Origin of the sequence: Pectobacterium versatile (assembly GCF_003932035.1) — a bacterium.
Taxonomy (GTDB): Bacteria; Pseudomonadota; Gammaproteobacteria; order Enterobacterales; family Enterobacteriaceae; genus Pectobacterium; species Pectobacterium versatile.
In genome coordinates this window covers 1,709,581-1,733,510 of the sequence record NZ_CP034276.1, presented here as the reverse complement: position 1 = coordinate 1,733,510, position 23,930 = coordinate 1,709,581, and the positions used below count along the sequence as shown (strand labels likewise).

Below are 23,930 nucleotides of genomic sequence, written 5' to 3'. Positions count from 1 at the left end.
CTGAGTCAGCTAGCGAAGTCAACACACATGCGGCTTGAAGTATAACGGGTATAATGCATATCGGAGAAAATAACATGTACTACCTACATAATAAGAATTTCTGGATATTCGGCCTATTTTTCTTTTTCTATTTCTTCATCATGGGGGCTTACTTCCCCTTCTTCCCTATTTGGCTTCATGATATTAACCAAATAAGTAAAAGTGACACAGGTATTATCTTCGCCTGCATTTCCTTTTTCGCTCTTTTATTTCAACCGATATTTGGTTTGCTCTCCGATAAATTAGGGTTGAGAAAACACCTGCTATGGATTATTACCATTATGCTGGTGTTTTTTGCTCCGTTCTTTATTTATGTTTTCGGCCCATTACTAAAATACAACATCGTTTTAGGTTCTATCGTCGGTGGGATTTATCTGGGCTTCATCAACAACGGCGGTGCACCAGCTATTGAAGCCTATATCGAGAAAGTCAGCCGCCGTAGCCAGTTTGAATTTGGCCGTGCGCGTCTGTTCGGCTGTCTCGGCTGGGCGCTCTGTGCATCTATTGTCGGTATTATGTTTACCATCAATAACCAGTTCGTTTTCTGGCTCGGTTCCGGTTGTGCCGTCATCCTCGCCATTCTGTTGCTGCTGGCGAAACCAGAGGCCTCATCCAGCGCTCTCGTTGCCGATAAAGTAGGTTCCAACCAGAAACCGTTCAACCTGAAAATGGCAGCCGAACTACTAAAAGAACGCAAAATCTGGTTCCTGACTCTCTATGTCGTCGGCGTTTCTTGCACCTACGATGTGTTCGATCAGCAGTTTGCCAACTTCTTCACCTCGTTTTTCGAGACCCGACAGGAAGGAACGCGAGTATTTGGCTACGTCACCACGCTGGGTGAATTGCTTAATGCCAGCATCATGTTTTTCGCCCCGCTGATTGTGAACCGTATCGGTGGTAAAAACGCCCTGCTCATTGCCGGTACCATTATGTCCGTACGCATTATTGGTTCGGCCTTTGCCAGTTCCGTGCTGGAAGTGATTGTGCTGAAAACGCTGCACATGTTTGAAGTACCGTTCCTGATTGTCGGCTGCTTCAAATACATTACCACGGTCTTTGAAGTCCGCTTTTCCGCAACAATTTATCTGGTGTGCTTCTGCTTCTTTAAACAGGTATCGATCATTTTCATGTCCATCTTTGCTGGCAATATGTATGACAGCATCGGTTTTCATGGCACTTACCTGATTTTAGGCGGCATTGCCCTTTCCTTTACAGCGATATCCCTATTTACTCTGTCAGGAAAAGGGCCACTGTATGCCTTTTCCGATAAACAGAAAGCACCGCTGAATACACACTAACGATGCCAAGGCGCGATAAAATGCCGATATTTGCCAAAAATATCGGCAGATTGCACATTCTCTCACCGAACAGTGCAATTTTGTGGTTTACACCTTTGACATGCACGGCACACGCCGTTATTATGCGCCCCGTTCACACGATTCCTCTGTAGTTCAGTCGGTAGAACGGCGGACTGTTAATCCGTATGTCACTGGTTCGAGTCCAGTCAGAGGAGCCATATTTAGAAAATCCCGCTTAAGGAAACTTAAGCGGGATTTTTTTTTTATCACTTTATTCAATATATTCACGTGAAAAGTGTCCCCGATACACATTTCATTCTCCCTCAGCACTGGGAGAAGGTAGTGGTCTGATTGGGGTCAAGTTGGTTCGATAATAGTGTGACCACCATAGGTCTCTCACGACACAAAAATCCGTAACGTAAACCCTTCTGATTACGCCTTAAGAGTCTCAGATCCATAGCATGATGACTTCATTGTTAACGGAAAGAAGTTACCCCTGCATCTTGATGACAACTTTTCCCTTTGCATGCCCTTGGGCAAGGTAGGTCAGTGCATCTTTTGTTTCAGCAAAAGAAAACACCTTGTCGACCACTGGCTTGATTTTTTCCGTTTCAAGGAGTTTGCCAATTTGGGTCAGTTGAGCACCATCAGGTCGAACGAAATGAAATGTGTAGGCAGTGCCCCGCTTTTTCGAAAGGCGCATAACCTTTCGGCTCATCAGCCAGAAAACGAAAGTCAGAAAAAAGTTTAATCGCCGAGCCCGTGCGAACGCGGCATCTAACGGCCCGATGAGAGAAACAATTATTCCTCCAGGCTTAAGCGTGTTGATAGATTTTTCAATCGCGTCACCTCTGAGAGTGCCAAGTACAATATCGTAGCCACTCAGCACGTTTTCGAAGTCTTGCTTTTTATAGTCAACCACATCATCTGCGCCAAGATGACTTACCCATTCGACGTTGCCTGTACTCGTGGTCGTTCCCACCGTTGCCCCAAAGTGCTTCGCCAGTTGGATTGCAAAGGTACCAATGCCCCCCGAACCTGCTGGGATCAAAACCTTCTGACCAGGCCGGAGTTTGGCGCGCTCGATCAGTGCCTGCCAGGATGTGAGGCTCACCATCGGGAGCGAAGCCGCCTGCACAAAATCCAGGTTTGCTGGTTTCATAGCCGCAGCGCTCTCAGGCACCACGGCAAATTCGGCGAGAGAGCCCGTTCCCCTATCGAAAATGCTGGCAAAAATCTCATCGCCTGGTGCGAAACGAGTCACACTGCTCCCTACTGCGATGACGACACCAGACAGGTCACTGCCCAATGTTGCAGGGAGCGTAAAATGCAGAACTGGCTTAAATATTCCGGCAGGGATCATATTGTCGATAGGATTTAGCCCCACAGCGTAAACGTTAACCAAGATTTCATCAGCGTTGAGCGAAGGATAATCTACGTCATCGAATCCCAATTCAGGATGCTTACCATAACGTTTAAACGTGAAAGCTTTCATCGTCTTATTATTCATTTTTTCTTTATCCTGTCGTATCAAGCTGAAGACTATTACGCACCACTTTGTCGAGGAATTTTGCGGGCGCAAATCTAAGCAAAAAATTCAACTGACCTGCCAATTTCCCCGCCGTGTAGCGTAACTTAGGCTGTGAACTCTGAGCCGCTTTAACGACGACTTCCGCCACCATCTCGGGGCTTTCCGCCTCAGCCATCGCCTTACCAACAACTTTCGTCAACTTAGCCCGAATACTTTCATACTCATCAAGCTTCGCGTCTGGTTCTATATTATTGACTTCAAACTGGGTTTTTATGTACGCAGGTTCGATAACAGACACTCTTATGCCTTGAGTCCGTAGTTCATGATCCAGTGATCCCGAATACCCTTTGACCGCATGTTTACTGGCTGCATAAAGTGCCACATACGGCAACGGAATCGTTCCCAATATCGAACCGATGTTGATGATGCGACCACTGCCCTGGCGGCGCATGTGGGGAACGACCGCCCGAACCAACCGGACTATACCGAGGAAATTCGTGTCGAAAAGGCTCTTAGCCTGTTCGATAGAACTTTCTTCTGCCGCCGCCGGCGCAATACCAAAGCCTGCATTATTCACCAAAATATCGATCCGGCCTTCCCGCCGCAGCAGCTCATCAATAGCGGCCTTTACGGACGCGTCATCGGTGACATCAAGCGCCAATAAAGGAAAGGAATGCTTACCGGCCTGAGAGCCGCGTCGACTCGTGCCATAGACCGTATACCCCGCGGCTAATAGTTTGTTAGCCGATGCCTCGCCAATTCCTGACGAGGCTCCCGTAACAAGCGCTACACGTTTATTTGTCATGCTGAAATAAGACCTTCATAAGTGGTTTGGGGCATACTCCTCTGCAGAACAACCAAAGACTGTTATTCGCGTCCTGCAGAGTGTGGCTCATTGGTTAAAGGGCTTTATATCGCTCTGCAGCTTCATCTTGTTTGATGTCTGAAAGCAAAACCTGACGCGAAGCATCGAGGGTGTCCCAGCGTGCAGCATTATGTAAAGGTGGAATAGTGACGAGTTCGCGGCGATCAAAGCCAATCAGTGCGGCATCCACTAACTCGCCCACTTCCATGAATTTTGGAGAATTACTGATGTCGATACCTGCACGGTCCCAAATTTCCGTATAAGTACCGGCAGGAAGTACCGCCTGAATATAAATGCCCTTAGATGACAGCTCTACATTCATTCCCTGAGACAGGAAAAGGACAAAGGCTTTGGTTGCGCCGTAAACCGTCATTGCAAATTCCGGGGCGAGTCCGACAATGGAACTGATGTTGACGATCGATCCTTCACCCGCTTGCACAAATCGTGGTGCCACGGCATTGGCCAGTCTGGTCAGGGCGGTGACGTTAAGTGCGATAAGGCGTTCTATCGAATCAGACGTCTGCTCGGTGAAGCTGCCCGACTGTGCGATACCCGCGTTATTAATAAGAATGCCAATCTGCGCGTCTTCCCGCAGGCGAGCTTCGACCACGGCTAAATCACTCGTTTGCGTAAGGTCAGCAGGCAAAACATCGACAGAAATGCCATTTTCCTGTCGCAGACGAGCGGCAAGTGTCTCTAACTTTGCTTTGTCGCGGGCGACCAGAACCAGGTCGTGTCCCCGGCGGGCGAACCGTTCAGCGTAAACAGCACCAATACCCGTGGATGCGCCTGTAATAAGAACTGAAGCTTTAGTCATAAGTTGATCTTCTCTATTAATGTGTAAACAGAATCCGCAATGTGCGATGCAGGTAGAACCATGACACCTGCCGCTTTACTTGCTGGTCTCGGTAAGCGACGGGTAATCGGTATATCCCGCTGCGCCACCGCCATAAAGTGTTTCAGGATTGAGTGAGGTCAGAGACGCGCCCGTCTTCAGCCTTTCGACCAGATCCGGGTTGGAGATGAACGGACGACCGAACGCGAACAGGTCGGCTTTGCCTTCAGAGAGGTGAGTTGAAGCCAACGTCAGGTCATAGCCGTTATTGCCAATGTAGGTATTTTTAAAGCGCTGGCGCAGAGAATCGTAATTAAATGGTGATGCATCACGCGGGCCGCCCGTAGCACCTTCAACGACGTGGAGATACACAATGCCTAATGCATTGAGTTGATCAGCGACGTAGTCATATTGTGGCTGCGGATCACTGCAAGAAATCGCATTCGCAGGGGAAACGGGGGAAATGCGCACACCCGTGCGATCTGCACCAATCTCCTCTTTAACCGCCGCCGTGACTTCTAACAGCAGGCGTGCACGATTCTCGACAGAACCGCCGTACTCATCCGTACGCTGATTGGCACCGTCTTTAAGGAACTGTTCCAGCAGGTAGCCATTCGCACCGTGAATCTCAACACCATCAAATCCAGCGGCAATCGCGTTGGCTGCTGCCTTCCTGAAATCGTCGATAATGCTCTTTATTTCTCCCAGTTCGAGCGCACGTGGCTCAGAGACGTCCGAGAATCCATTGTTCACAAACGTTTTAGTCTCGGCACGAATGGCTGAAGGGGCAACTGGCGCTGCGCCATCAGGTTGTAAGTCGACATGAGATATACGCCCTACGTGCCATAGTTGTACGAAGATATGCCCGCCTTTGGCATGAACCGCGTCAGTCACTTTACGCCATCCTTCAATTTGCGCTGGCGTGTAGATCCCCGGGGTATCTTGATAGCCCTGCGCTTGTGCGGAGATCTGCGTAGCTTCAGTAATCAACAGACCTGCTGTGGCACGCTGCGCGTAATACGTTGCTGCCAGCTCGCTGGGTACCAGACCTTTTCCTGCACGATTGCGTGTTAACGGTGCCATCACAATGTGGTTGGTGAGCGTTAATGGCCCAAGGCTATAGGGTTGGAATAATTGTCGGTTCGTCATGCTTGTTCCCTTGATAGTGATTTGTGAAACGCCAGACATAATGATGATGATCGTAATCTAAAAAGTCAAACGGTTTGATTACGATCATCATCAATGTATACTTGTGACATAAATTTATAAGAGAGGATCCGAAAGCAATGAAAGTTTCGAAAGAGCAGGTTCGCGAAAATCGAATGCGTATCGTTGAGACGGCCTCAGTGCTGTTTCGTGAGCGGGGGTATGACGGCGTGGGTATAGCAGAACTCATGTCAGCCGCAGGTTTAACGCACGGCGGATTTTACAAACACTTTAGCTCCAAGGCAGATTTGATGTCGGAGGCGATGAGTTGCGGTTTTTCACATTCGATAGAAAATACCGTGGGTGTCGATATGGCGGGCTTTGTAGAGCAATATCTCTCTCGCAAGCATCGTGATTCGATGGGAAATGGCTGTGTGATGTCAGCGCTTGGTGTGGATTCAGCACGCCAGTCAGCATCAATTAAGGAAAGTTTCGCAGTGGGAATTGAGAATCAACTGGCAACATTAGAAAACGAGAACGGGTCGGGAGACGACGTGCGTGCCGAAAGAATTAGCGCCCTTGCTCACCTTGTTGGCGCACTGGTGTTGTCACGTGCCTGCCCAGATGATTCCGCCCTCGCCGATGAGATTCTCTCGGTTTGCCGCTCACGTATTCTCAGTCAGGAAGCACTATTTCCCGGCAAGTGACTGTGTTCGCCGGACACCACCAGTGTCGGACGCTGGATTTTTCAGGGAAATACATCTCGCCAGTCGTTCAGAATGTGATCGAACAGAACATGTTGAAGCGCTGCCATATCCGATGGCACAAATTCTTCGGCAAGTTTGTGTGAGTTTTCAAACGCTGGCGCACCGAAAAAAGAGTGGAGCGGATCTTAGACGGGGTCGTATTTCAGGGATGAATGATACCGCTCTCTCAATAATCTTAATGCCCGTATTTAAAATTAAAACCTAATGCGTCACCCGTCGTGTAGTATTCGCGGAAATTGTAGATCAGAGGCTTCCATTTTGACGAGTCGATGACATCATTTGATCCTAATAGCTCGCTCTCCACCCAGACATTCACAATATCCAGTTCGACAAGAATAAAACGCCCTTTGTCCGTCGTGCTGACGGTTTTACATTCCGCCTGGATAGGACATTCAATCACCCGAGGCGGCGTAATATCGGTAGAGGCTTCAGTGTGAAGGCCGACTTTGGAGAATTTGTCATGGCACACCTGAACGCCCCATTTAATCTGGCCTTCAGACAGCGCATCGCTCCCGGTCAATTTACCCAGTGCTTCAACTTTCTCCCACAGTTTGTAATCCGGAATATTGATGACCACATCAGAGCCGGATAATAAATTACTGTAGGTCTTACTTCCTTTCGTGACACCGATAATAATTTTATCACCGAGAGAAATTGACGACGATATAGAGGCGACATTGACTTCTCCGTTGCTATTATCCGTCGTCGTAACAAGGAAAACCGGGAAGCCATAATAAAACGAGCTGAGTTTTACGTTCTTTTTCATTTGAGTTTAAACCTCACCATAGAGTAGCGTTATATTTTCTCATTTCTACTCTTTTGATTTACTTTTAACAATAACCCTAATTGAGTAGCGGAAAGGGTAATTTATTCAACTTAGCATCCCTAATAAATAGGCCATCAAAAAATAACTTAATGTAACTATTCCTTGATGTTAGTTTTTATCCCAACACGCCGATTGAGAAAAATAATCGACGTGGGAAATATTGATCCTTGATAATACGGCCTTTCCGCGAAGTGTTACGGTATTGTAAAAAATTAATAAGCAGAAAATAATTCACAAACATTAAAAGAGGTATATGATATACACCATATGGTTTTTTCCTTCCGGCCCTGCAATGTGGCTGGTAAAGCATGAGGTTTAAACATGGAACGAATTGTTATACCTGCGAATTATGTTCATACCCGTACAACGCCTTTTTGGACAAAAGAAACGGCCCCGGCGTCTATCTGGCAGCGCCATTTGGATGCAGGGACACGACAAGGCGTCTATCCACGCTTGTGCGTGATGCAAGGGACGATTCGTTATTATGGTTACGCTGATGGGACAAGCCCTGAGCCTGTCGAAACGCTAACTATCGAAGCCGGACAATTTGGCGTATTCCCCCCAGAGAAATGGCACAGAATCGAAGCGCTATCTGATGATACGCTATTTAACGTGGACTTTTATGTCGATCCAAAAATTTTGATAGAAGGTTGAGGTAAACATAATGACAAGTGAAAATAAAGGCTATTCATTAACACTGTTGAATCGCGACAATAATAAAAAAGCAGAAAAAGTTTATCTTAAACCGATGGCTTTTTATGTACCCGATTTTGCCACAGGTGCAGTTGTGGAATTACTCAACGAATTGCCTTCAACCAGTGAAAATAACAAAGGATTTTTACTAACCGTCACGAATAATAATAACGGTGTGTCCGTTGATAAAGATCTCGCCACGGTCGAAGAATTAAAAGACAAGGCAATTTCGGCTGACGCAGTAAAAGAACTGGTTAATATCGTACGTGGCTACGATGCGGATGAAGACACTAACGTCTGCGGCTGGTAATATCGATTTCTCGCAGCACGGATTATTTAAGCATTACCTTTAGTACCCCTACTCATTAAAAAAACAGGCGCTGGATGTCTTATGACTTAACAAGCGCCCCTGTACCCTACCCACGCGACAGACAACCAAAGATGCCTGAGCATGCTCATCAGGCAATAAGCAGATGATTACACCTGCACAGGAATTTACGATTGTGCTGTGATGACGTCAAAAGCGCGGGTTTGATCTTTTTTTCGCATAACTTTATTGGCGTACATGGCTGCATCGGCTCGACGGATTACGCCGTCAGGCTCATCGACTGAAGGATCTGCCGTGACAATCCCGATGCTTGCACCCAAATAGTCAATATTGACCGTACCGAGCGAACTGGCCTTACCGAGAGAATAGCTCCCCTGCAACAAAGGCGTAATGTCGTCCCTGAAGGAAGCAGTCACGCGATCGCTATCTCCCGACACAACGTTGACCATACGGGCAAAAACAAATTCATCGCCACCGAGACGCCCGACGACATCGCCCGGGTTCCCCCACGCCAGCAAGCGTTGACCGACCTCTTGCAAGAAGATATCGCCAGCTTCGTGGCCAAATTGGTCGTTAATTTTCTTAAAGCCATCGAGGTCAATGAATACAATGAGCGCCTGCTGATGGTCATTCTCGGCCTGAGAAAACAGCGCTTCCAGCGAGTAAAACACGCCGCGGCGATTAAGCAATCCGGTCAGTGAATCGGTGTAAGAATATTCATGTAATGCGGCATTGGCGGCCGTCAATTGCTGCACCAGCCACTCTTTTTGCACCTGCTGAGCAATAAGCTGCGCGAATAAACTCAAGATCTGTTCACCCTTGGTTGTCAGCGGCTTATGGTCGGAGCTTGCAGCACAGAGCGTGCCATATAACTGCCCGTCTTCCATGCGCACTGGCGTACTGGCATAGGTCATAATACCCAACGCTTGCGCCGCCTCAGAATCCCCCCAACATTCGGCCACGTTAGGCGTGTAACTTTGCCCTTCGTCCAGCGCACGTTTGCACAACGTGTCATGCCACGGAACCGAGATCCCTTCAGGAATATTGAGCGTTTTCGTGTTGTGAGCAAACAGGATATTTTGAAAACCCGCTTCGGTGTCAACCTGCGTCAGGTAGGTCGATTCCAGATCGGTGACCAGTTCCAGCATGACTAATAACTGGCGAACGAGCCCCTCGAAGGAAGCCTCTGAACGTAGTGTGTTCGAAAGATAAGAAAGCAAATGATCAGTCATAACAACAAATCCCAACGGTGTATATTTTTAATAAAAAACAATCAACTACCTAAAAAATGACGTACGCCAACCTATCGTCTGTGCAAACGGGTGACTTCCCTATACGACAGAAATCCTACGTGCTTTTCGCCTCTCGCTTACCCATTTTCACTCGGCGAGTTTATCTCGTTCTGTTTTCTATAATCGGTTAAAAAGCACCATGTTTTATGCAACATGCCTGAGATTCATCGGCGCTGTCAGGCTAAGCCCTCCATTCTGCTATTGCCATCACACTTACCTATTAAGGCTGCACGATCTGTTTGACTTTCCCGCGTACGAGGACTTACAACAGCAGCACAGGCGTGTAACTAGTTTTCTAGGCAAGACCTGAAGCTTTCCCACTCAACATCATGGGAAGAGCTTCAGGTCTTTTTTCGTTTCTGGATCAGGGGAATCGTCGTATGAACCACACAACAGCAGATAATAACGCGACAACCTATACCACCACAGCGGGAAAAATCATCACGTTAGTCGGTGGAATTAACAATATTGAGCACATTGAACACTGTTCTACACGGCTACGGCTAAGCCTTTATGACAATAGTCAGGTGAACCAACGCGAGTTGGAAAAGGTACCGGGCGTGCTGGGCGTTCGGGTTAACGTACAGTGTCAGGTGATTATCGGCAGCGAAGTGATGCAGGTGTACGAGGCAGTGCAGAACCTCGCGGCAGGCCGGAAGGAAACGGGCCGCGCCGCGCCAGCAAAAACCAACCGCACGGCTTTTGTTATCGATTTTATCATCAGCGTTTTTCAGCCACTGGTGCCTGCGATTGCCGGTGGAGGCGTGCTCAAGTCGCTGTTACTGCTGCTGGATTTGCTCGGCTGGCTCACCAAAGACAGCTCAACCTACAAAGTTCTGGATAACATCGGTTCTGCCCCGCTCTATTTTCTGCCGATTCTGGTGGGGATCACCACCGCGATGAAGCTGAAAGTGAATGTGCTGGTCGCCGTTTCCGCCGTCTCTGTCATGGTGCTACCTGCCATGTCGAAACAGCTGGCGGAAGGCGCAGAATTTCTCTCTTTCGACCTGAAAAACGTCGCTTACGCCTCACAGGTTTTCCCCGCGATTCTGTGCGTCATTTTCTATGCGCAAACCGAAAAGCTCTTCAACCGCTACTCGCCAAGCTCACTGCGTATTTTCCTGTCACCGATGCTGTCGCTGTTGGTCACTGTTCCCGTCACACTGCTGGTTCTTGGCCCGCTCGGTTATGAACTCGGGGCGGGTCTGGCTAGCGTGATCCTCTGGCTGTACAGCAAGCTGGGCTTTGTGGCGACGGGATTGCTCGCCGCTGCGCTGCCCTTCATGGTGGCGTCGGGGATGCATAAGCCCATGCTGCCCTATGCCGTCTCCTCCATGAGCCAGTTTGGTAAGGAAATGCTCTATCTGCCTGCGTCGCTCGCACACAACATTGCCGAATCGGGTGCCTGTATGGCGATTGCGCTCAAGAGCAAAGACAAAACGCTAAAATCAACGGCGCTTTCAGCCGGTATTTCTGCCCTGTTCGGCATTACCGAACCCGCGCTATACGGGATTACGCTACTGAATAAAAAGGCGCTCTACAGCGTGATCGCAGGTAGCTTGGTCGGCGGCGCGTTTATCGGCTGGATGGCGATTGAAGCCTTTGCGCTGGTTGGCCCCGGCCTAGCTAGCATCTCCATGTTTATCTCACCGGAAAACAGCTGGAACATCGTCTATGCCATCGCCGGTGCCGTGCTCTCTTTCGTCATCGCCTTTCTCTCTGCGCTGTTCCTCTGGCGAGAAGAGAAGCCTGCTACCGTAGAAGAAAGCCATCACACGATTACCGAATCCCAGTTCGCCAGCCCGATTGAAGGAAAAGTGATTCCGCTGGACAACGTGAATGACGAGATTTTCTCCAAACGGATTATGGGTGACGGCATCGCTATCATCCCCGAGAAAGGTGTGCTTTATGCGCCCGCGAACGGCACCATTGAGAACGTATTTGAAACCGGCCACGCCGTCAGCATGCTCACCGACAGCGGTGCTGAACTGATTTTCCATATCGGCATTGATACCATCAAACTCAATGGTCAGGGCTTTCAGCCGAAAGTCACGGCCGGCCAACAGGTTAATACCGGCGATGTCCTCATTGAATTTGACCTCGATAGCCTCATCGCCGCCGGTTACGATCCCGTCGTCATGATGGTCATCACCAACAGCGAGCGCTTTCGCGTGATACCGGAAGCCACTGACGTCGTCATCCATCCCCACACCATCATCATGACCTTAAAGGAGTCTGTGTAATGGATAAAAACATCGCATTCCCGGAACACTTTTTATGGGGCGGCGCGATTGCCGCGAATCAGGCCGAAGGCGCATGGAATGAAGACGGCAAGGGGCCGTCGGTCGCGGACGCCATTACCTGGAAGCCGAATCTCGATCTGAAAAATTACCATGCCCACATGGCGCTGACGGACGAAAATATCGCTGATGCGCTCAACGGAAAAAATGACGCGTTCTATCCCAAACGGCGCGGCATCGATTTTTATCACCGCTACCAAGGCGATCTGGCGCTGTTTGCTGAAATGGGTTTCAAGGTGCTGCGCGTCTCTATCGCCTGGTCGCGCATCTTTCCAACCGGAGAAGACAGCGCGCCGAATGAGGCCGGTTTACAGTTTTACGACAATCTGTTCCGCGAGATGCGCAAGCACGGCATCGAACCGCTGGTGACGCTTTCACACTACGAAATGCCGCTGGCGCTGAGTGAGAAATACAATGGCTGGGTTCACCGCAACGTGCTGGATGCCTTCGTACGCTTCAGCAATGTCTGCTTCGATCGCTATAAGGATCTGGTGCGCTACTGGCTGACCTTTAACGAGATCGACAGTATCCATCGCCACCCGTTTACCACCGCGGGTATTCGTGAAGAGAAAAGCGCGCCGGGGCAGGCTAAACAGGATATTTATCAGGGGCTGCACCACCAGTTTGTTGCTTCTGCCCTCGTCACCCGCGACTGCCATGAGAAGATCCCTGGCAGCCAGGTCGGTTGTATGCTGACCAAGCTGACGACGTATCCGCACTCCTGCCGCCCGGAAGATGTCGAAGCCGCGCTGAAAAAGAATCTCGAAAACTACTTTTATGCCGATGTGCAGGTGTTCGGTGAATATCCGCCGCTCATTAAGCGCGACCTTGAGCGACGTGGCATTCACCTCACCATGCAGCCCGACGATCTGGCCATTCTTAAGCAGCACACCGTTGATTTTGTGTCGTTCAGCTATTACATGTCGCTTACCGAATCCACGCAGCCGGACGCCGAGAGAATCCCGGGGAATACCGTTCTGGGCGTAAAAAACCCGTACCTGCCGGCCTCAGATTGGGGATGGCAAATCGACCCGGTCGGGCTGAAAATCTCCCTGCTGGAGCTTTACGATCGCTACCAAAAGCCGCTGTTTATTGTCGAAAATGGGCTGGGTGCAAAAGACGTTGTCGAAAACGGCAAAATCCACGATCCTTACCGCGTTGACTACTTCCGTTCACATTTCGAGCAAATGCGTGAAGCGATTGGCGAAGGCGTTGAACTGATGGGGTTCACCAGTTGGGGCGCGATTGACATCATCAGCGCGGGCACGTCACAAATGTCCAAACGCTATGGCTTTATCTATGTCGATCAGGATGACGAAGGCAACGGTTCTCTGGCTCGGCTGAGGAAGGATTCGTTCTACTGGTATCAGAAGGTCATCGCAACCAATGGTGCTGACCTCACCTGACAGACAGCGCTACCGCAGACTACGTGTGCAATGACAGGACATGACTGTGATTGGAAAAACGTAATGAGAAAACCAGCATGATTGGAAGAAAAACGTGATTAAAGTGAAAAAAGCGTTAAATAACAGCATGCTGTTAGTCGACCATGAACAGCAGGAGATGATCCTGTTGGGTAAAGGCATCGGATTTGGTGCCAGACCCGGTTCATTGATTGATGTGACGCACGTTGAGCAGGTTTTCATTCCGCTGGAAAACCTGAAATCACGGCATTTTCTTTCATTGACTGACACGATTCCTGCGGCTTTTTTTGACATCACCCATGAGATCGTTACGCTAGCGCAAAGTCAGTACGCCGAAAAGCTTAATTCGGTGCTGTTCTTTACGCTGGCGGAACATCTCTATTTTGCAGTTGAACGCTGTAAAACGGGCAACCACTTCATCAATAAGCTCAGTTGGGAAGTGAAACGCTATTACCAAAAAGAGTACGCCCTCGGCGTGCAGGCAAAAGATCGCGTGTCGGTGCGTTTTAACGTCGCGCTACCCGATGACGAAGCCATCAACATCGCGTTTCACCTCATTAATGCCGCTGGCAGCGCCGAAATTGCCGATGCCCACCAGCAGGTTCAACTGGTGAATCGTCTGGCGGAGATTGTCCGCTACAAATTAAACAAGAATATCGATGTCAACGCCGTCGATTACCTGCGCTTTATCACCCACCTGCGTTATTTCTCCGAACGGGTGATTACCCGCAAAATTGCACCGGGACGCACGGACGATTTCTATCAGGAACTGCTGAAACACTACCCTGAAGCGATGGCGATTTCCTGGGCCATCAGGGATTACGTGCAGGAAAAATACCAGATGGCCTTGCCGAAAGAAGAGCTTACCTGGCTGACCATGCATATCAGCAGGCTGGCCGAAAGCCAGACGCCGTAGCAATAACCTTACTCAAGACAGCCAATCATTACGGTTTTTATCGAGATGCTGACAAATAAAACCGAGATCGCTCCTGAGGAGTGAGTATGTTGACTCCCATCACGATAGTGAATAAACCGCGTTAATGAGATTGCAAACAAGAGTGATTATCATATATTGTTTTAGTCACCTGCCGAAAATATCTCCTTATTTTATTCATTTACGTATCACATTCACTCTGGAGAAGATAATAACATGTCAAAAACGCTGTCTGTTCTGCGCAAAAAAGCGCGCCTGCTGACGCTGGCCTCATCGATAATGGTTGCCTATGCCCTGCCTGCTGCTGCCGCAGATGACTCTCTGACGCTTTACACCACGCGTGAACCCGGCCTGATTCAGCCGCTGCTGGATGCGTTCACCAAAGAGACGTCGGTTAAAGTTAATACCGTGTTCATCAAGGACGGCATGCTGGAGCGTGTGAAGGCAGAAGGCCAAAACTCACCGGCTGACCTGCTGATGACGGTTGATGCCGGTAACCTGATCGATCTGGTAGACGCCGGTGTCACACAGCCGATTCAGTCCAGTGCATTAACCGAGGCTATCCCGGCAGCACTGCGCGACAAAGATAACCAATGGTTTGGTCTGTCGATGCGCTCTCGCGTGCTCTATGCAGAAAAATCACTGCCGCTGACCGGCATTACTTACGAAAATCTGGCCGATCCGAAATGGAAAGGCAAAGTGTGTATCCGCGCGGGTCAACACCCTTACAATACCGCACTGGTTGCCGCGATGATTGCCCACCACGGTGAAGCCAAAACCGAAACCTGGCTGCGCGGTGTGAAAGACAATCTGGCGCGTAAAGCCACCGGTGGTGACCGCGACGTTGCGCGCGATATTCTCGGCGGCATCTGCGATGTAGGTCTGGCGAACTCTTATTATGTCGGCCACATGAAGAACGCCAAAGAAGGCACCGACGCCCGCAAATGGGGCGATGCCATCAAAGTCGTTCAGCCTACCTTTGAAAACGGCGGCACACACGTCAATATCAGCGGTGCAGCCGTTGCACGTCACGCGCCGCATAAAGATCAAGCCGTGAAATTGATGGAATATCTGGTCTCCGCGCCGGCTCAGCAGATCTACGCACAGGCAAACTATGAATATCCGGTTCGCAAAGGCGTCACGCTGGATTCCACCATTAGCAGCACGATTGGTGAAGTTACTGTGGATAGCATTCCGCTAACCGACATCGTTAAATTCCGTAAACAGGCCAGTCAGTTGGTAGATAAAGTTGGATTCGATCAATAAGACCGGTTCGTCAACCATGCGCGGCGCCTTCGGGCGGCCGCGCCTCTTTTTTTCTCCGCTCCGCATCGCTGCCGTTGTCATTGCTCTCGGCGTACTGGCTCCGCTGGTTTCCCTGCTTTGGCTAGCCGCTGGCGCGGGCGTCGGCCATTGGGATCACCTGATGCGCTACGTGCTGCCCGATGCCGCACTCAACACGCTGATTTTGCTCGTCGGCGTCGGTGTGCTCGTCATGGTGATTGGTGCAGGCTGCGCCTGGCTGGTGACGGCATTTGATTTCCCCGGCAGACAGTTCGTTAGCTGGGCGCTGCTGCTACCGCTGGCGATGCCAACCTATATTGTCGCTTTTGCCTGGCTCGATCTGCTGCATCCTATAGGGCCGATTCAGGAAGCGATCCGCAGTGTGCTGGGCTATGACAGCCCGCGTCAGTTCCGCCTGCCGGATCTGCGCTCCATGACGGGCGCTATTCTGCTGCTCGGGCTGGTGCTCTATCCGTACGTTTATCTGACGATGCGTGCGATGTTTATCAGCCAGCCCGCACACCTGCTGGAAGCCGCACGCACGCTGGGGTTGAGCGCAACAGGCACCTTCCTGCACGTCGCCCTACCGATGGCGCGCCCTGCGTTGGCCGTCGGCACCAGTCTGGCCTTGCTGGAAACGTTGAATGATATTGGCGCTTCCGAATTCCTTGGGGTCAATACACTGACCGTGACGGTTTACACCACCTGGGTCACCCGTTCGGATTTACCCGCCGCCGCGCAGATTGCCTGCACGATGCTGACGGTCGTCATCCTGCTGCTGACGCTGGAATATTATGGCCGGAAAAACCAGCGCTACGGCACCAGCCGACAGATGCGCGGCATCCTGCCCACCCCGCTGAAAGGGGTACGCGCCTGGCTGGCGACCTGTGCGACCACGTTGCCTATCCTGCTCGGCTTCATCGCCCCCGCCCTCTTTCTGGCATGGGAAAGCGCTAAACGGCTGGGCGATAGCGTGACGATCTCCGCAGGCCTGATACAGTCGTTGCAGAACTCGCTTCTGTTGGCCGTTGGCGTCACGCTAGTCGTCACGTTCGTCAGCCTGATTATTGCGTGGTATGCCCGTCATTCAGCCATCGCTGATCGCTCACCGGAACGCCGCCGCACCCTACTGAGAATTGCCTCGCTGGGCTATGCCGTACCCGGCACGGTACTGGCGATTGGCATGCTGACACCCGGTATGGCGACGGATAATTTTCTCGCTGAATTGATAGGCTATAAAGGATTGCCACTGCTTTCCGCCGGTATTCTGCTGGTGATCTGCTGTGCCATTCGCTTTATGGCGATTGGGATTGGTGCGCTTGATGCCGGACTGACGCGCATTCCTCCGGTGATGGAACAGGCATCGCGCCTGCTGGGAGAAAGTGAATTCGTCACCTTTTTCCGCGTGCACCTTCCCCTACTGCGCCCCGCACTGGTGACCAGTGCGCTGCTGGTGTTTGCCGACGCAATGAAAGAACTCCCCGCCACGCTGCTGCTGCGACCGGTCAATTTCGAAACGTTGGCAACCGTTCTGTATGCCGAAGCCGCCAGAGGCACCTACGAAGAAGGCGCGATTGCCGCACTGCTGATTGTGCTGGCGGGTACGCTCCCCGTTGTCCTGCTGGCTCGCAGCCAGCTAAAAACGTCGGTTGAGAAAGAATGAAAATCATGAGGAAGAGTCAAGGTGTCTGAGGCTACACTCGTTCTGAATAATGTCCACGTCGCCTACGGGCACAAGCATAATGTTCATCATGTGCTGAACGGTTTTTCCATGGAAGTTGCCGCCGGTGAACTGGCCTGCCTGTTGGGTGCATCAGGATGCGGTAAAACCACGGCTTTACGCGCAATTGCGGGTTTTGAGCACCTGACTCAGGGAACGATTCACGTCGGCGGGCGCTGCGTGGCGGGCCCAGAAGTGCATCTGCCGCCGGAACAGCGCAACGTCGGGATGGTGTTTCAGGACTATGCCCTGTTTCCCCATCTGACCGCCGCGCAGAATATTGCCTTTGGCCTGAGAAAACAGTCGAAGGATCTCCAGCAGTCGCGCGTGCGCGCCATGCTTGAGCTGGTCGATCTCGTTTCGCTGGCACAGCGCTATCCGCATGAAATGTCCGGCGGACAGCAGCAACGTATTGCACTCGCGCGGGCGCTAGCCCCGCAGCCCGCCGTCCTGCTGCTCGACGAACCGCTATCCAGCCTCGACCCCGACAGCCGAAAACGATTGGGACAGGAAGTGCGCGACATCCTACGCGATGCCGGACAAACCGCGCTCTTAGTCACGCACAGCGAACAGGAAGCCGAACTGATGGCCAGCCATATTGGCTATTTGAAAGCAGGCAAGCTCGATAATATTTCGGTGAACCGAGACGTCTGATTCAGGTGGTTCAACCCTGACAAGATGGGAAATAATGAGTATGATTAAATCCTATCGGTATGTTAAAGGGGTAGACAATGAGAACAACACAGCAGATGAGTATAACGCTGCCAAATGAAATGGCTGCGCAGGTGAAAGCCCGAGTTGCCCGCGGTGAATACGCGTCAGAAAGTGAGGTTATTCGGGAAGGACTTCGAGCGCTGATTGCACGCGATAATGCAGTAGAGAATTGGCTGCAGGAACAAGTCGTTCCAGCCTGGAACGCGCTGCAACGCGGTGAAACAGAAAGCCTCAGCAGTAGCGACATTAGGAACAGATTAAAAGCCGAGTTCAGGAAGATGACCGGAGAAGAGTAATGGATTACAGGGTCGTATTCGCACCGGAAGCGGAGGAACAACTCGCAGCACTGTACCGCTATATCGCGAGGGTTTCGTCACCCAAAACTGCTCTCAGCTACACCGAAAGCATTGTCAGTTACTGTGAATCGCTTGAGTTATTTCCTGAAAGGGGAAACCAGCGCAACGATATTTTTCCTGGACTGCGCGTCACTAATCACAGCAAACGAACACTCATTGCTTTTATGGTGGAAAAAGAGAAAAAAACGGTAACAGTTCTGGGCATTTGGCATGGAGGACAGGATTATGAAAGAGACCTGCTGTCAGATGAGACTGATTAAAAATATTGGGTTAGCTAGCTAACTTTCCCAAGTACATTATGGCAGTAACCTACAGGTTACTCATAAGCCACTGCCCATTCTTACGTTCGTTTACCAGTATCGCTACACGTTGCCCTTCCTATGCTTATCCGCATACTCGGGACTGTTGATCCACTGGTGATCCGCTTCCCAAGTGAAGCGCCACTGGCGCGTCGGGCCAGCCATCACATTCAGATAGTAGCTGTCATAGCCTGCAATGGTGGCGACCGGGTGATAGCCGCGCGGCACCTGCACCACGTCCCTATTGTAGACCGCCATACATTCATCTAATGAACGATCATCGGTATAGACGCGTTGCAGGCAGAATCCCTGTTCTGGATTCAAACGATGGTAGTAGGTTTCTTCCAGATAGGTTTCCTGCGGCGGGCTGTCGACATCATGCTTGTGGCTGGGATAAGAACTGGTGCAGCCTTCATCGGTGTACACTTCGACCACTAGCAGGCTGTCTGCCGCTTTGTCCTCCGGCAGAATATTATGCACATAGCGCTGGTTATTGCCGACGCCACGCTGCTCGGCGTCGATATCCTGCGGGGCAATCAGCCGGGTCGGATGCGTGCCGAATCCCGGTGCGGCGCAAACCGCCAGCTCCAGCGCCGTGTGTGCCGTCACCGTAATCGTCTCTCCCGTCGTGACATAAACCGCATAGGGTTTTCTGCGCTCAAACGGGCTCATTCTGTCGCCAATCTGCTCAAAGCGCTCACTCGGCGTGACCACCGTTGCCTTGCCGCTGACCAGCACCAAACAGCGTTCGTTATCGCTGGCGGGCAGCGATAGCACTTGTTCCGGTGCCAATTGATATACCTCGAACCCCACGTAGCGCCAACCCGCCGTTTCCGGTGTGATGTGCTGCGTACGTCCGTGTTCGTCAGGAACGCGATGGCGTGATAATAGTCGGGACATCTTTTGCCTCCTTTATCTCACCCGATTTCAAACTGCCTGCACGTTGATCTACTGGCAGCTTGAAGATGCGGGGGATATCACCACGAATCAGATCAATTCCGCCTGCTGGGCGAAACGTTGCAAGTTATTGTAGCCTAGCGTCGCGTACGTCAGCGGATGCGCAACAGCCGGATCCTGTTCCGCTTCGACCACCAGCCATCCGCTGTAGTTATGGGCTTTCAGGATGCTGAACACCGCTGGATAATCGACACAGCCGTCGCCCGGCACGGTAAAGACGCCGCTCAGCACCGCATCCAGAAAACTGGTCTTGCGGTTTTTCACGTCTTTCAGCACATCAGGGCGAATATCTTTGCAGTGAACGTGATTGATGCGGTTAATCCAGCGCTTCGCCACCGCCACCGGATCGGCACCCGCGAACGTAAAGTGTCCGGTATCCAGCAGCAGCCCGACTTCCGGCCCGGTATGTTCCATCAGATTATCCACGTCCTGCGCACTTTCAATCACCGTGCCCATATGGTGATGATAGGCAATCTGCACGCCCTGACTTTGCGTGTAGCGCGCAAACTCGGTCAGCTTTTTGCCGTATTCCGGCCAGCGCTCTTCGGGGAAACGCGGGCGCAGATGAACGGGTTTCTGTTGGTCGCAGTGAATCGCGCCCGTGACTTCGGCAAACACCAACACCGTCGCACCGAGATCGCGCAACAGCGCCAGATGTCCCTGCACCGCCTCAATCTCTTCTTCTACTGAGCGAGTGAGCAGTTCGCCGGAATACCAGCCGGAGACTAAGCGCAGATCGTGCGCTTGCAGGATTGGCCCCAGCACGCTGGCCTGACGCGGGAATTTATTACCTAATTCAAAACCGGCAAAACCGGCCTGCCGCCCTTCGCTCAGACAGGTTTCCAGCGGGGTGTCCGCGCCCAGAGAAGGCAGATCGTCATTTGTCCAGGTGAGTGGATTAATACCAAGTTGAACGGTCATGTTATGTCCCTTTATTGAAATAGATATGCTCGTCATACTTCAAGTTGCATGTGCGTTGGCTACGTTCAGTCACCCGAATCACTTACCTGAGTAAGCTCATCGGGACTCCTTCTCTTGCCGCCTTCCTGAAACTCGAATTATTTAGAGCACAAAAACGGGTTAACCGCGCTGACGCCAAACGGCGATCAGTTGCAGGTAGTTATGTTTAACTTGCTCAATCAATTCGGCGTCATCGATCTCGTTACGCAGCCACTTTTGCGCAGGCTGGGCAAACAGGGTGCGGCCGACGGCAAAGCCTTTGACAATTGGGAAGCCCACGGCGGCGCTGAAGCCTTGTTGTAACGTTTCCAGCGGCGCATCCAGCCCCAGAATGACCACGCCCCGACAGTAAGGATCGCGCTGTGCCAGCAGCGGCGTAAGTTGTTCCCAGCCTGCGGCAGACAGCGGCGGCAGTTTCCACCAGTCTGGCCGCACGCCGAGGTTGTAGAAGCGTTGAATCGCACGTAAATAAAGCGCATCGCTGTGCGGCATCCCCGCGGGCAGAATCACTTCGAGCAGCAGTTCATGGCCGGATTGACGACAGGCCTGATAGACCTCTATCACTTTCATTTCCTGCTCACGTCGCAGCGCGTGGGCATCTTCCGGGTGGAAGAACACCAGACATTTCACTACGTGCTCCAGCGGCCAGCTCACTAGCTGTGAACCGATATTGCCACGCTCCATCATTAACGGGCGCGATCCCGGCAGCTCAATCGGTCGGCCGATCCACCAACCTTTCCCGGTAATGTCATTCAGCGCATCCTGCCCGAACGTGCCGTCACACAGCAGACCGGCTTTGCCTTCCAGCCCTGCCTGTTGTGCCGCGTCATAACTGGCACGCAGAATCAGTTTCTTCAGCGCTGGAATACGGCTGATTTCGGTGCCGCAGTTCAGCGCCATGTCTTCCAGTTGGCTGCGGTGATCGAACGCGATCACGCACAGTTCATGCCACTGTTTACGCCGTGTCGTAACCCGATGCAGATGGTTAAGCTCTTCGTCCAGATCGGGGCGTGGCACGCTCGCCGCCCGTGCTAAATAGTTATCCAGTTCGATCTTGCTTGGCATCGCTGGGGCACAGCCGTGGCGTGACACCACCAGCGCACCGCAGGCATTGGCGTACGCACAGGCTTTCTCCCAGCCTTCACCGTTGAGATAGCCACGCAGCAGGCCGGACATAAACGCATCGCCCGCCCCCAGCACGTTCAGCACATCCACGCGTACGCCTTTAATCGTGATGCCTTTATCCAGATGGTCGGGAATCGCATCGCTAAACACCGAGCAGCCCAGCGCTCCGCGTTTGCACACCAGTTCCGCCTGCGTGTGCTGGCGCACCGTGCGCAGCGCCTGCAAGGTATCCGTGCTCCCGCCCGCAATGTGGAACTCCTCCTCAGTGCCGACAATCACGTCGAACAGCGATAACACCTGCTGCAACTGCTCCGTAACCGCCTGCGCTTCAACAAAGCGGGTTTCGCCATCGCCCAGCGACGTCAGCCCCCACAGCACCGGACGATAGTCAATATCCAGCGCCGTTTTCACCCCGTTGCGCCGCGCGTATTGCAACGCCGTCAGCACCGCTTCACGCGTGTTAGGGTGGGAAAGATGCGTGCCGGTAATCGCCAGACAGCGTGACGACGCGATGTAATCCTCGGTGAAATCCTCCGGTGAGATCGCCATATCGGCGCAGTTGTCGCGGTAGAAAATCAGCGGAAAGGTATCGCGATCTTTGATGCCCAACAGCACCAGAGCCGTCAGACGTTCCTTATCGGTAATCAAATGGCTGGTATCGCAGCCGACCTGATTCAGCTCTTCACGCAGGAAGCGCCCCATATGCTCGTCGCCTACCCGCGCCAGCATAGAAGAACGCAGCCCTTGTCGTGCTGTGCCGTAAGCCACGTTGCCGGACGACCCACCCAGATACTTGGCAAAACTGCCCATATCTTCCAGACGTGCGCCAATTTGCTGCCCGTACAGATCGACAGCAACGCGCCCCATGCAAATCACATCAAACGTCTTTTCCTTACTCATAGCGGCCAATCCTGTAAAAAAGTCGCGTAAAAAAGCCTTATATACCCTAAATAATTCGAGTTTCAGGCAGGCGGCAAGCGAAGGAATCCCGATGAGCTTACTTGAGTAAGTGATTCGGGTGACTGAACGCGGCCAACGCACATGCAACTTGAAGTATGACGGGTATAAAAAGAAGAAATCACGTCAGCTGGCTGATTAGCCCACCTCGTCCACATTCACCCAACGCGCCGTTTCGTGTGACTGCACGATCGCATCCAGAACTCGCGAGACTTTCCAGCCCTCTTCGAAATCCGGCCACATGGGGACGTCAGCCGCAATACCGTCAATCAGATCGCGCACCTCTACCGTTTTCTGATCGTTAAAGCCAATACCGTGTCCGGCGCTGGCGCAGAAGGCCGCATAGTCAGGATGCTGCGGCCCAGTCAGCAGCGTTTTGAATCCCTGCCGGTTCTCTGGGTCGTCATGTCGATAGAGCTTCAGCTCCGCCATGCGTTCCTGCGTGAAACTCAGCGTGCCTTTGGTGCCAGTGACCACGTAGGTCAGGCCCATTTTGCGGCCGCAGGCGATGCGTGAGGTTTCAATCACACCGCGTGCGCCGCTGGCGAACCGCACCATCGCATGCGCCTGATCTTCATTCTCCACCTGCACCTGCTCGCTGCTGCCCAGAGCAGTTGGACGCAGCGTAATCACCGTTTGCAAATCGCCACAGACGCTGGCGATATCGCCCACCAGATACTGCGCCATGTTGACGATATGCGCCGCCAGATCCCCCAGCGCCCCCAACCCTGCCGCTTCTTTGAAACAGTGCCAGTCGGCAGGTTTATTCGGGTCGGCCAGATAATCTTCGTTATGCGTGCCGTAAAAATGCACCACCTCGCCAATTTCACCGTTGGCGATAATCTCTTTAGCCAGCTGTGAGGTCGGGTTCTTCATGTAGTTGAACCCCACCAGCGTTTTCACGCCGGCCCGCTGCGCGGCATCGACCATTTCTCGAGCATCACGCGCGTTCAGCGCCAGCGGTTTTTCTGAGTAAACGTGCTTGCCGTGCTCGATGGCCGCCATCGCCATCTTTTTATGCAGAAAATTCGGCGCGCAGATATCCACTACGTCAATGTCTGGGTCCGCCACCAGCGCACGCCAGTCCCCCGTTGAGCGCTGGAAGCCAAACTCCTGTGCCCGTTTGGCCGCCAGTTCCGGCGACACTTCTGCCAGCATCGCCTTCACCAGATTGCCTTTCAGCGGGAAGACCGTCGGCGCCTGCGCGTAGGCGATGGCATGCGCACGACCGATATAGCCGGTGCCGATTAACCCAATGCGTACATCCTTCATATCCACCT

22 protein-coding genes and 1 tRNA gene are annotated in these 23,930 nt (G+C 52.0%); 13 read left to right on the top strand and 10 right to left on the bottom strand.

Features of this window, described 5'->3' with window-relative positions; genetic code table 11:
- The first annotated feature begins 74 nt into the window (after nt 1-74).
- Together EIP93_RS07820 and EIP93_RS07815 are read left to right on the top strand one after the other, a co-directional pair.
- Nucleotides 75-1,337, top strand: coding sequence for an MFS transporter (locus EIP93_RS07820; protein ID WP_040030703.1), 1,263 nt, complete (start codon nt 75-77; stop codon nt 1,335-1,337).
- A 142-nt stretch (nt 1,338-1,479) separates the two neighbouring features.
- Nucleotides 1,480-1,555: transfer RNA gene (locus EIP93_RS07815), tRNA-Asn, on the top strand.
- A gap of 272 nt (nt 1,556-1,827) precedes the next feature.
- Here the strand turns inward: EIP93_RS07815 and EIP93_RS07810 are convergent.
- The 4 genes from EIP93_RS07810 to EIP93_RS07795 form a co-directional block, all read right to left on the bottom strand.
- Complete coding sequence (locus EIP93_RS07810) at nt 1,828-2,847, bottom strand: NADP-dependent oxidoreductase (protein WP_116585936.1); 1,020 nt, start codon at nt 2,845-2,847, stop codon at nt 1,828-1,830.
- A gap of 7 nt (nt 2,848-2,854) precedes the next feature.
- Entirely contained in the window at nt 2,855-3,673 is an 819-nt protein-coding gene (locus EIP93_RS07805; RefSeq protein ID WP_116585937.1) for an oxidoreductase, read from the bottom strand.
- 94 nt (nt 3,674-3,767) lie between these two features.
- Complete coding sequence (locus tag EIP93_RS07800; RefSeq protein ID WP_040031375.1) at nt 3,768-4,550, bottom strand: SDR family NAD(P)-dependent oxidoreductase; 783 nt, start codon at nt 4,548-4,550, stop codon at nt 3,768-3,770.
- A gap of 75 nt (nt 4,551-4,625) precedes the next feature.
- Nucleotides 4,626-5,717, bottom strand: coding sequence for an alkene reductase (locus EIP93_RS07795; RefSeq protein WP_107332613.1), 1,092 nt, complete (start codon nt 5,715-5,717; stop codon nt 4,626-4,628).
- Nucleotides 5,718-5,854: 137 nt separating this feature from the next.
- Here EIP93_RS07795 and EIP93_RS07790 point away from each other — a divergent pair, with 137 nt between their 5' ends.
- Nucleotides 5,855-6,421 carry a TetR/AcrR family transcriptional regulator gene (locus EIP93_RS07790; protein ID WP_116155736.1) on the top strand — a complete coding sequence of 189 codons (567 nt, stop codon included), beginning with the start codon at nt 5,855-5,857 and terminating at the stop codon, nt 6,419-6,421.
- 235 nt (nt 6,422-6,656) lie between these two features.
- Here the strand turns inward: EIP93_RS07790 and EIP93_RS07780 are convergent, their stop codons facing one another.
- Nucleotides 6,657-7,247 (bottom strand): flavin reductase family protein, encoded by a 591-nt coding sequence (locus EIP93_RS07780; RefSeq protein ID WP_125232524.1) that lies wholly within the window; start codon nt 7,245-7,247, stop codon nt 6,657-6,659.
- A 381-nt stretch (nt 7,248-7,628) separates the two neighbouring features.
- On the opposite strand from EIP93_RS07780, the gene EIP93_RS07775 reads away from it, so the two are divergent.
- On the top strand, nt 7,629-7,961 hold the full coding sequence (locus EIP93_RS07775; RefSeq protein WP_010304744.1) for a TehB family protein: 333 nt from the start codon (nt 7,629-7,631) through the stop codon (nt 7,959-7,961).
- A gap of 10 nt (nt 7,962-7,971) precedes the next feature.
- A complete protein-coding gene (locus tag EIP93_RS07770; protein ID WP_125232523.1) occupies nt 7,972-8,310 on the top strand; it encodes a DUF1869 domain-containing protein in 339 nt (112 codons plus the stop codon).
- 185 nt (nt 8,311-8,495) lie between these two features.
- Here the strand turns inward: EIP93_RS07770 and EIP93_RS07765 are convergent, their stop codons facing one another.
- The gene (locus EIP93_RS07765) at nt 8,496-9,560 is read right to left on the bottom strand and encodes a sensor domain-containing diguanylate cyclase (protein WP_125232522.1); all 1,065 of its coding nucleotides are present in this window, start codon (nt 9,558-9,560) and stop codon (nt 8,496-8,498) included.
- Nucleotides 9,561-10,000: 440 nt separating this feature from the next.
- Between EIP93_RS07765 and EIP93_RS07760 the strand changes: the two genes are divergently transcribed.
- From EIP93_RS07760 to EIP93_RS07725, 8 genes are all read left to right on the top strand, one after another.
- Nucleotides 10,001-11,863: a beta-glucoside-specific PTS transporter subunit IIABC gene (locus tag EIP93_RS07760; RefSeq protein WP_125232521.1), complete on the top strand. Its 1,863-nt coding sequence runs from the start codon at nt 10,001-10,003 to the stop codon at nt 11,861-11,863.
- Nucleotides 11,863-13,326: a glycoside hydrolase family 1 protein gene (locus EIP93_RS07755; RefSeq protein ID WP_103860310.1), complete on the top strand. Its 1,464-nt coding sequence runs from the start codon at nt 11,863-11,865 to the stop codon at nt 13,324-13,326. Before EIP93_RS07760 ends, EIP93_RS07755 begins: the two co-directional genes overlap by 1 nt.
- Before the next feature lie 94 nt (nt 13,327-13,420).
- Complete coding sequence (locus EIP93_RS07750) at nt 13,421-14,260, top strand: PRD domain-containing protein (protein WP_103941535.1); 840 nt, start codon at nt 13,421-13,423, stop codon at nt 14,258-14,260.
- 234 nt (nt 14,261-14,494) lie between these two features.
- Nucleotides 14,495-15,544 carry a Fe(3+) ABC transporter substrate-binding protein gene (locus tag EIP93_RS07745; RefSeq protein ID WP_103941537.1) on the top strand — a complete coding sequence of 350 codons (1,050 nt, stop codon included), beginning with the start codon at nt 14,495-14,497 and terminating at the stop codon, nt 15,542-15,544.
- Nucleotides 15,528-17,225, top strand: a complete 1,698-nt coding sequence (locus EIP93_RS07740) for an ABC transporter permease (RefSeq protein ID WP_103941539.1) — start codon at nt 15,528-15,530, stop codon at nt 17,223-17,225. The genes EIP93_RS07745 and EIP93_RS07740 overlap by 17 nt, the downstream gene beginning before the upstream one ends.
- Before the next feature lie 21 nt (nt 17,226-17,246).
- A complete protein-coding gene (locus EIP93_RS07735) occupies nt 17,247-17,936 on the top strand; it encodes an ABC transporter ATP-binding protein (RefSeq protein WP_103972220.1) in 690 nt (229 codons plus the stop codon).
- A gap of 77 nt (nt 17,937-18,013) precedes the next feature.
- On the top strand, nt 18,014-18,292 hold the full coding sequence (locus EIP93_RS07730; RefSeq protein ID WP_010304717.1) for a ribbon-helix-helix domain-containing protein: 279 nt from the start codon (nt 18,014-18,016) through the stop codon (nt 18,290-18,292).
- On the top strand, nt 18,292-18,612 hold the full coding sequence (locus EIP93_RS07725) for a type II toxin-antitoxin system RelE/ParE family toxin (RefSeq protein WP_125232520.1): 321 nt from the start codon (nt 18,292-18,294) through the stop codon (nt 18,610-18,612). The genes EIP93_RS07730 and EIP93_RS07725 overlap by 1 nt, the downstream gene beginning before the upstream one ends.
- Nucleotides 18,613-18,714: 102 nt before the next feature.
- Here the strand turns inward: EIP93_RS07725 and iolB are convergent, their stop codons facing one another.
- The 4 genes from iolB to EIP93_RS07705 all read right to left on the bottom strand — a co-directional run bounded on the left by iolB (nt 18,715) and on the right by EIP93_RS07705 (nt 23,922).
- Nucleotides 18,715-19,551, bottom strand: coding sequence for a 5-deoxy-glucuronate isomerase (gene iolB, locus EIP93_RS07720; RefSeq protein WP_125232519.1), 837 nt, complete (start codon nt 19,549-19,551; stop codon nt 18,715-18,717).
- An 87-nt stretch (nt 19,552-19,638) separates the two neighbouring features.
- A complete protein-coding gene (gene iolE, locus EIP93_RS07715; RefSeq protein WP_125232518.1) occupies nt 19,639-20,529 on the bottom strand; it encodes a myo-inosose-2 dehydratase in 891 nt (296 codons plus the stop codon).
- A gap of 159 nt (nt 20,530-20,688) precedes the next feature.
- Nucleotides 20,689-22,593: a bifunctional 5-dehydro-2-deoxygluconokinase/5-dehydro-2-deoxyphosphogluconate aldolase gene (locus EIP93_RS07710; protein WP_039506680.1), complete on the bottom strand. Its 1,905-nt coding sequence runs from the start codon at nt 22,591-22,593 to the stop codon at nt 20,689-20,691.
- 195 nt (nt 22,594-22,788) lie between these two features.
- Nucleotides 22,789-23,922 (bottom strand): Gfo/Idh/MocA family protein, encoded by a 1,134-nt coding sequence (locus EIP93_RS07705; RefSeq protein ID WP_125232517.1) that lies wholly within the window; start codon nt 23,920-23,922, stop codon nt 22,789-22,791.
- Nucleotides 23,923-23,930 lie beyond the last annotated feature (8 nt).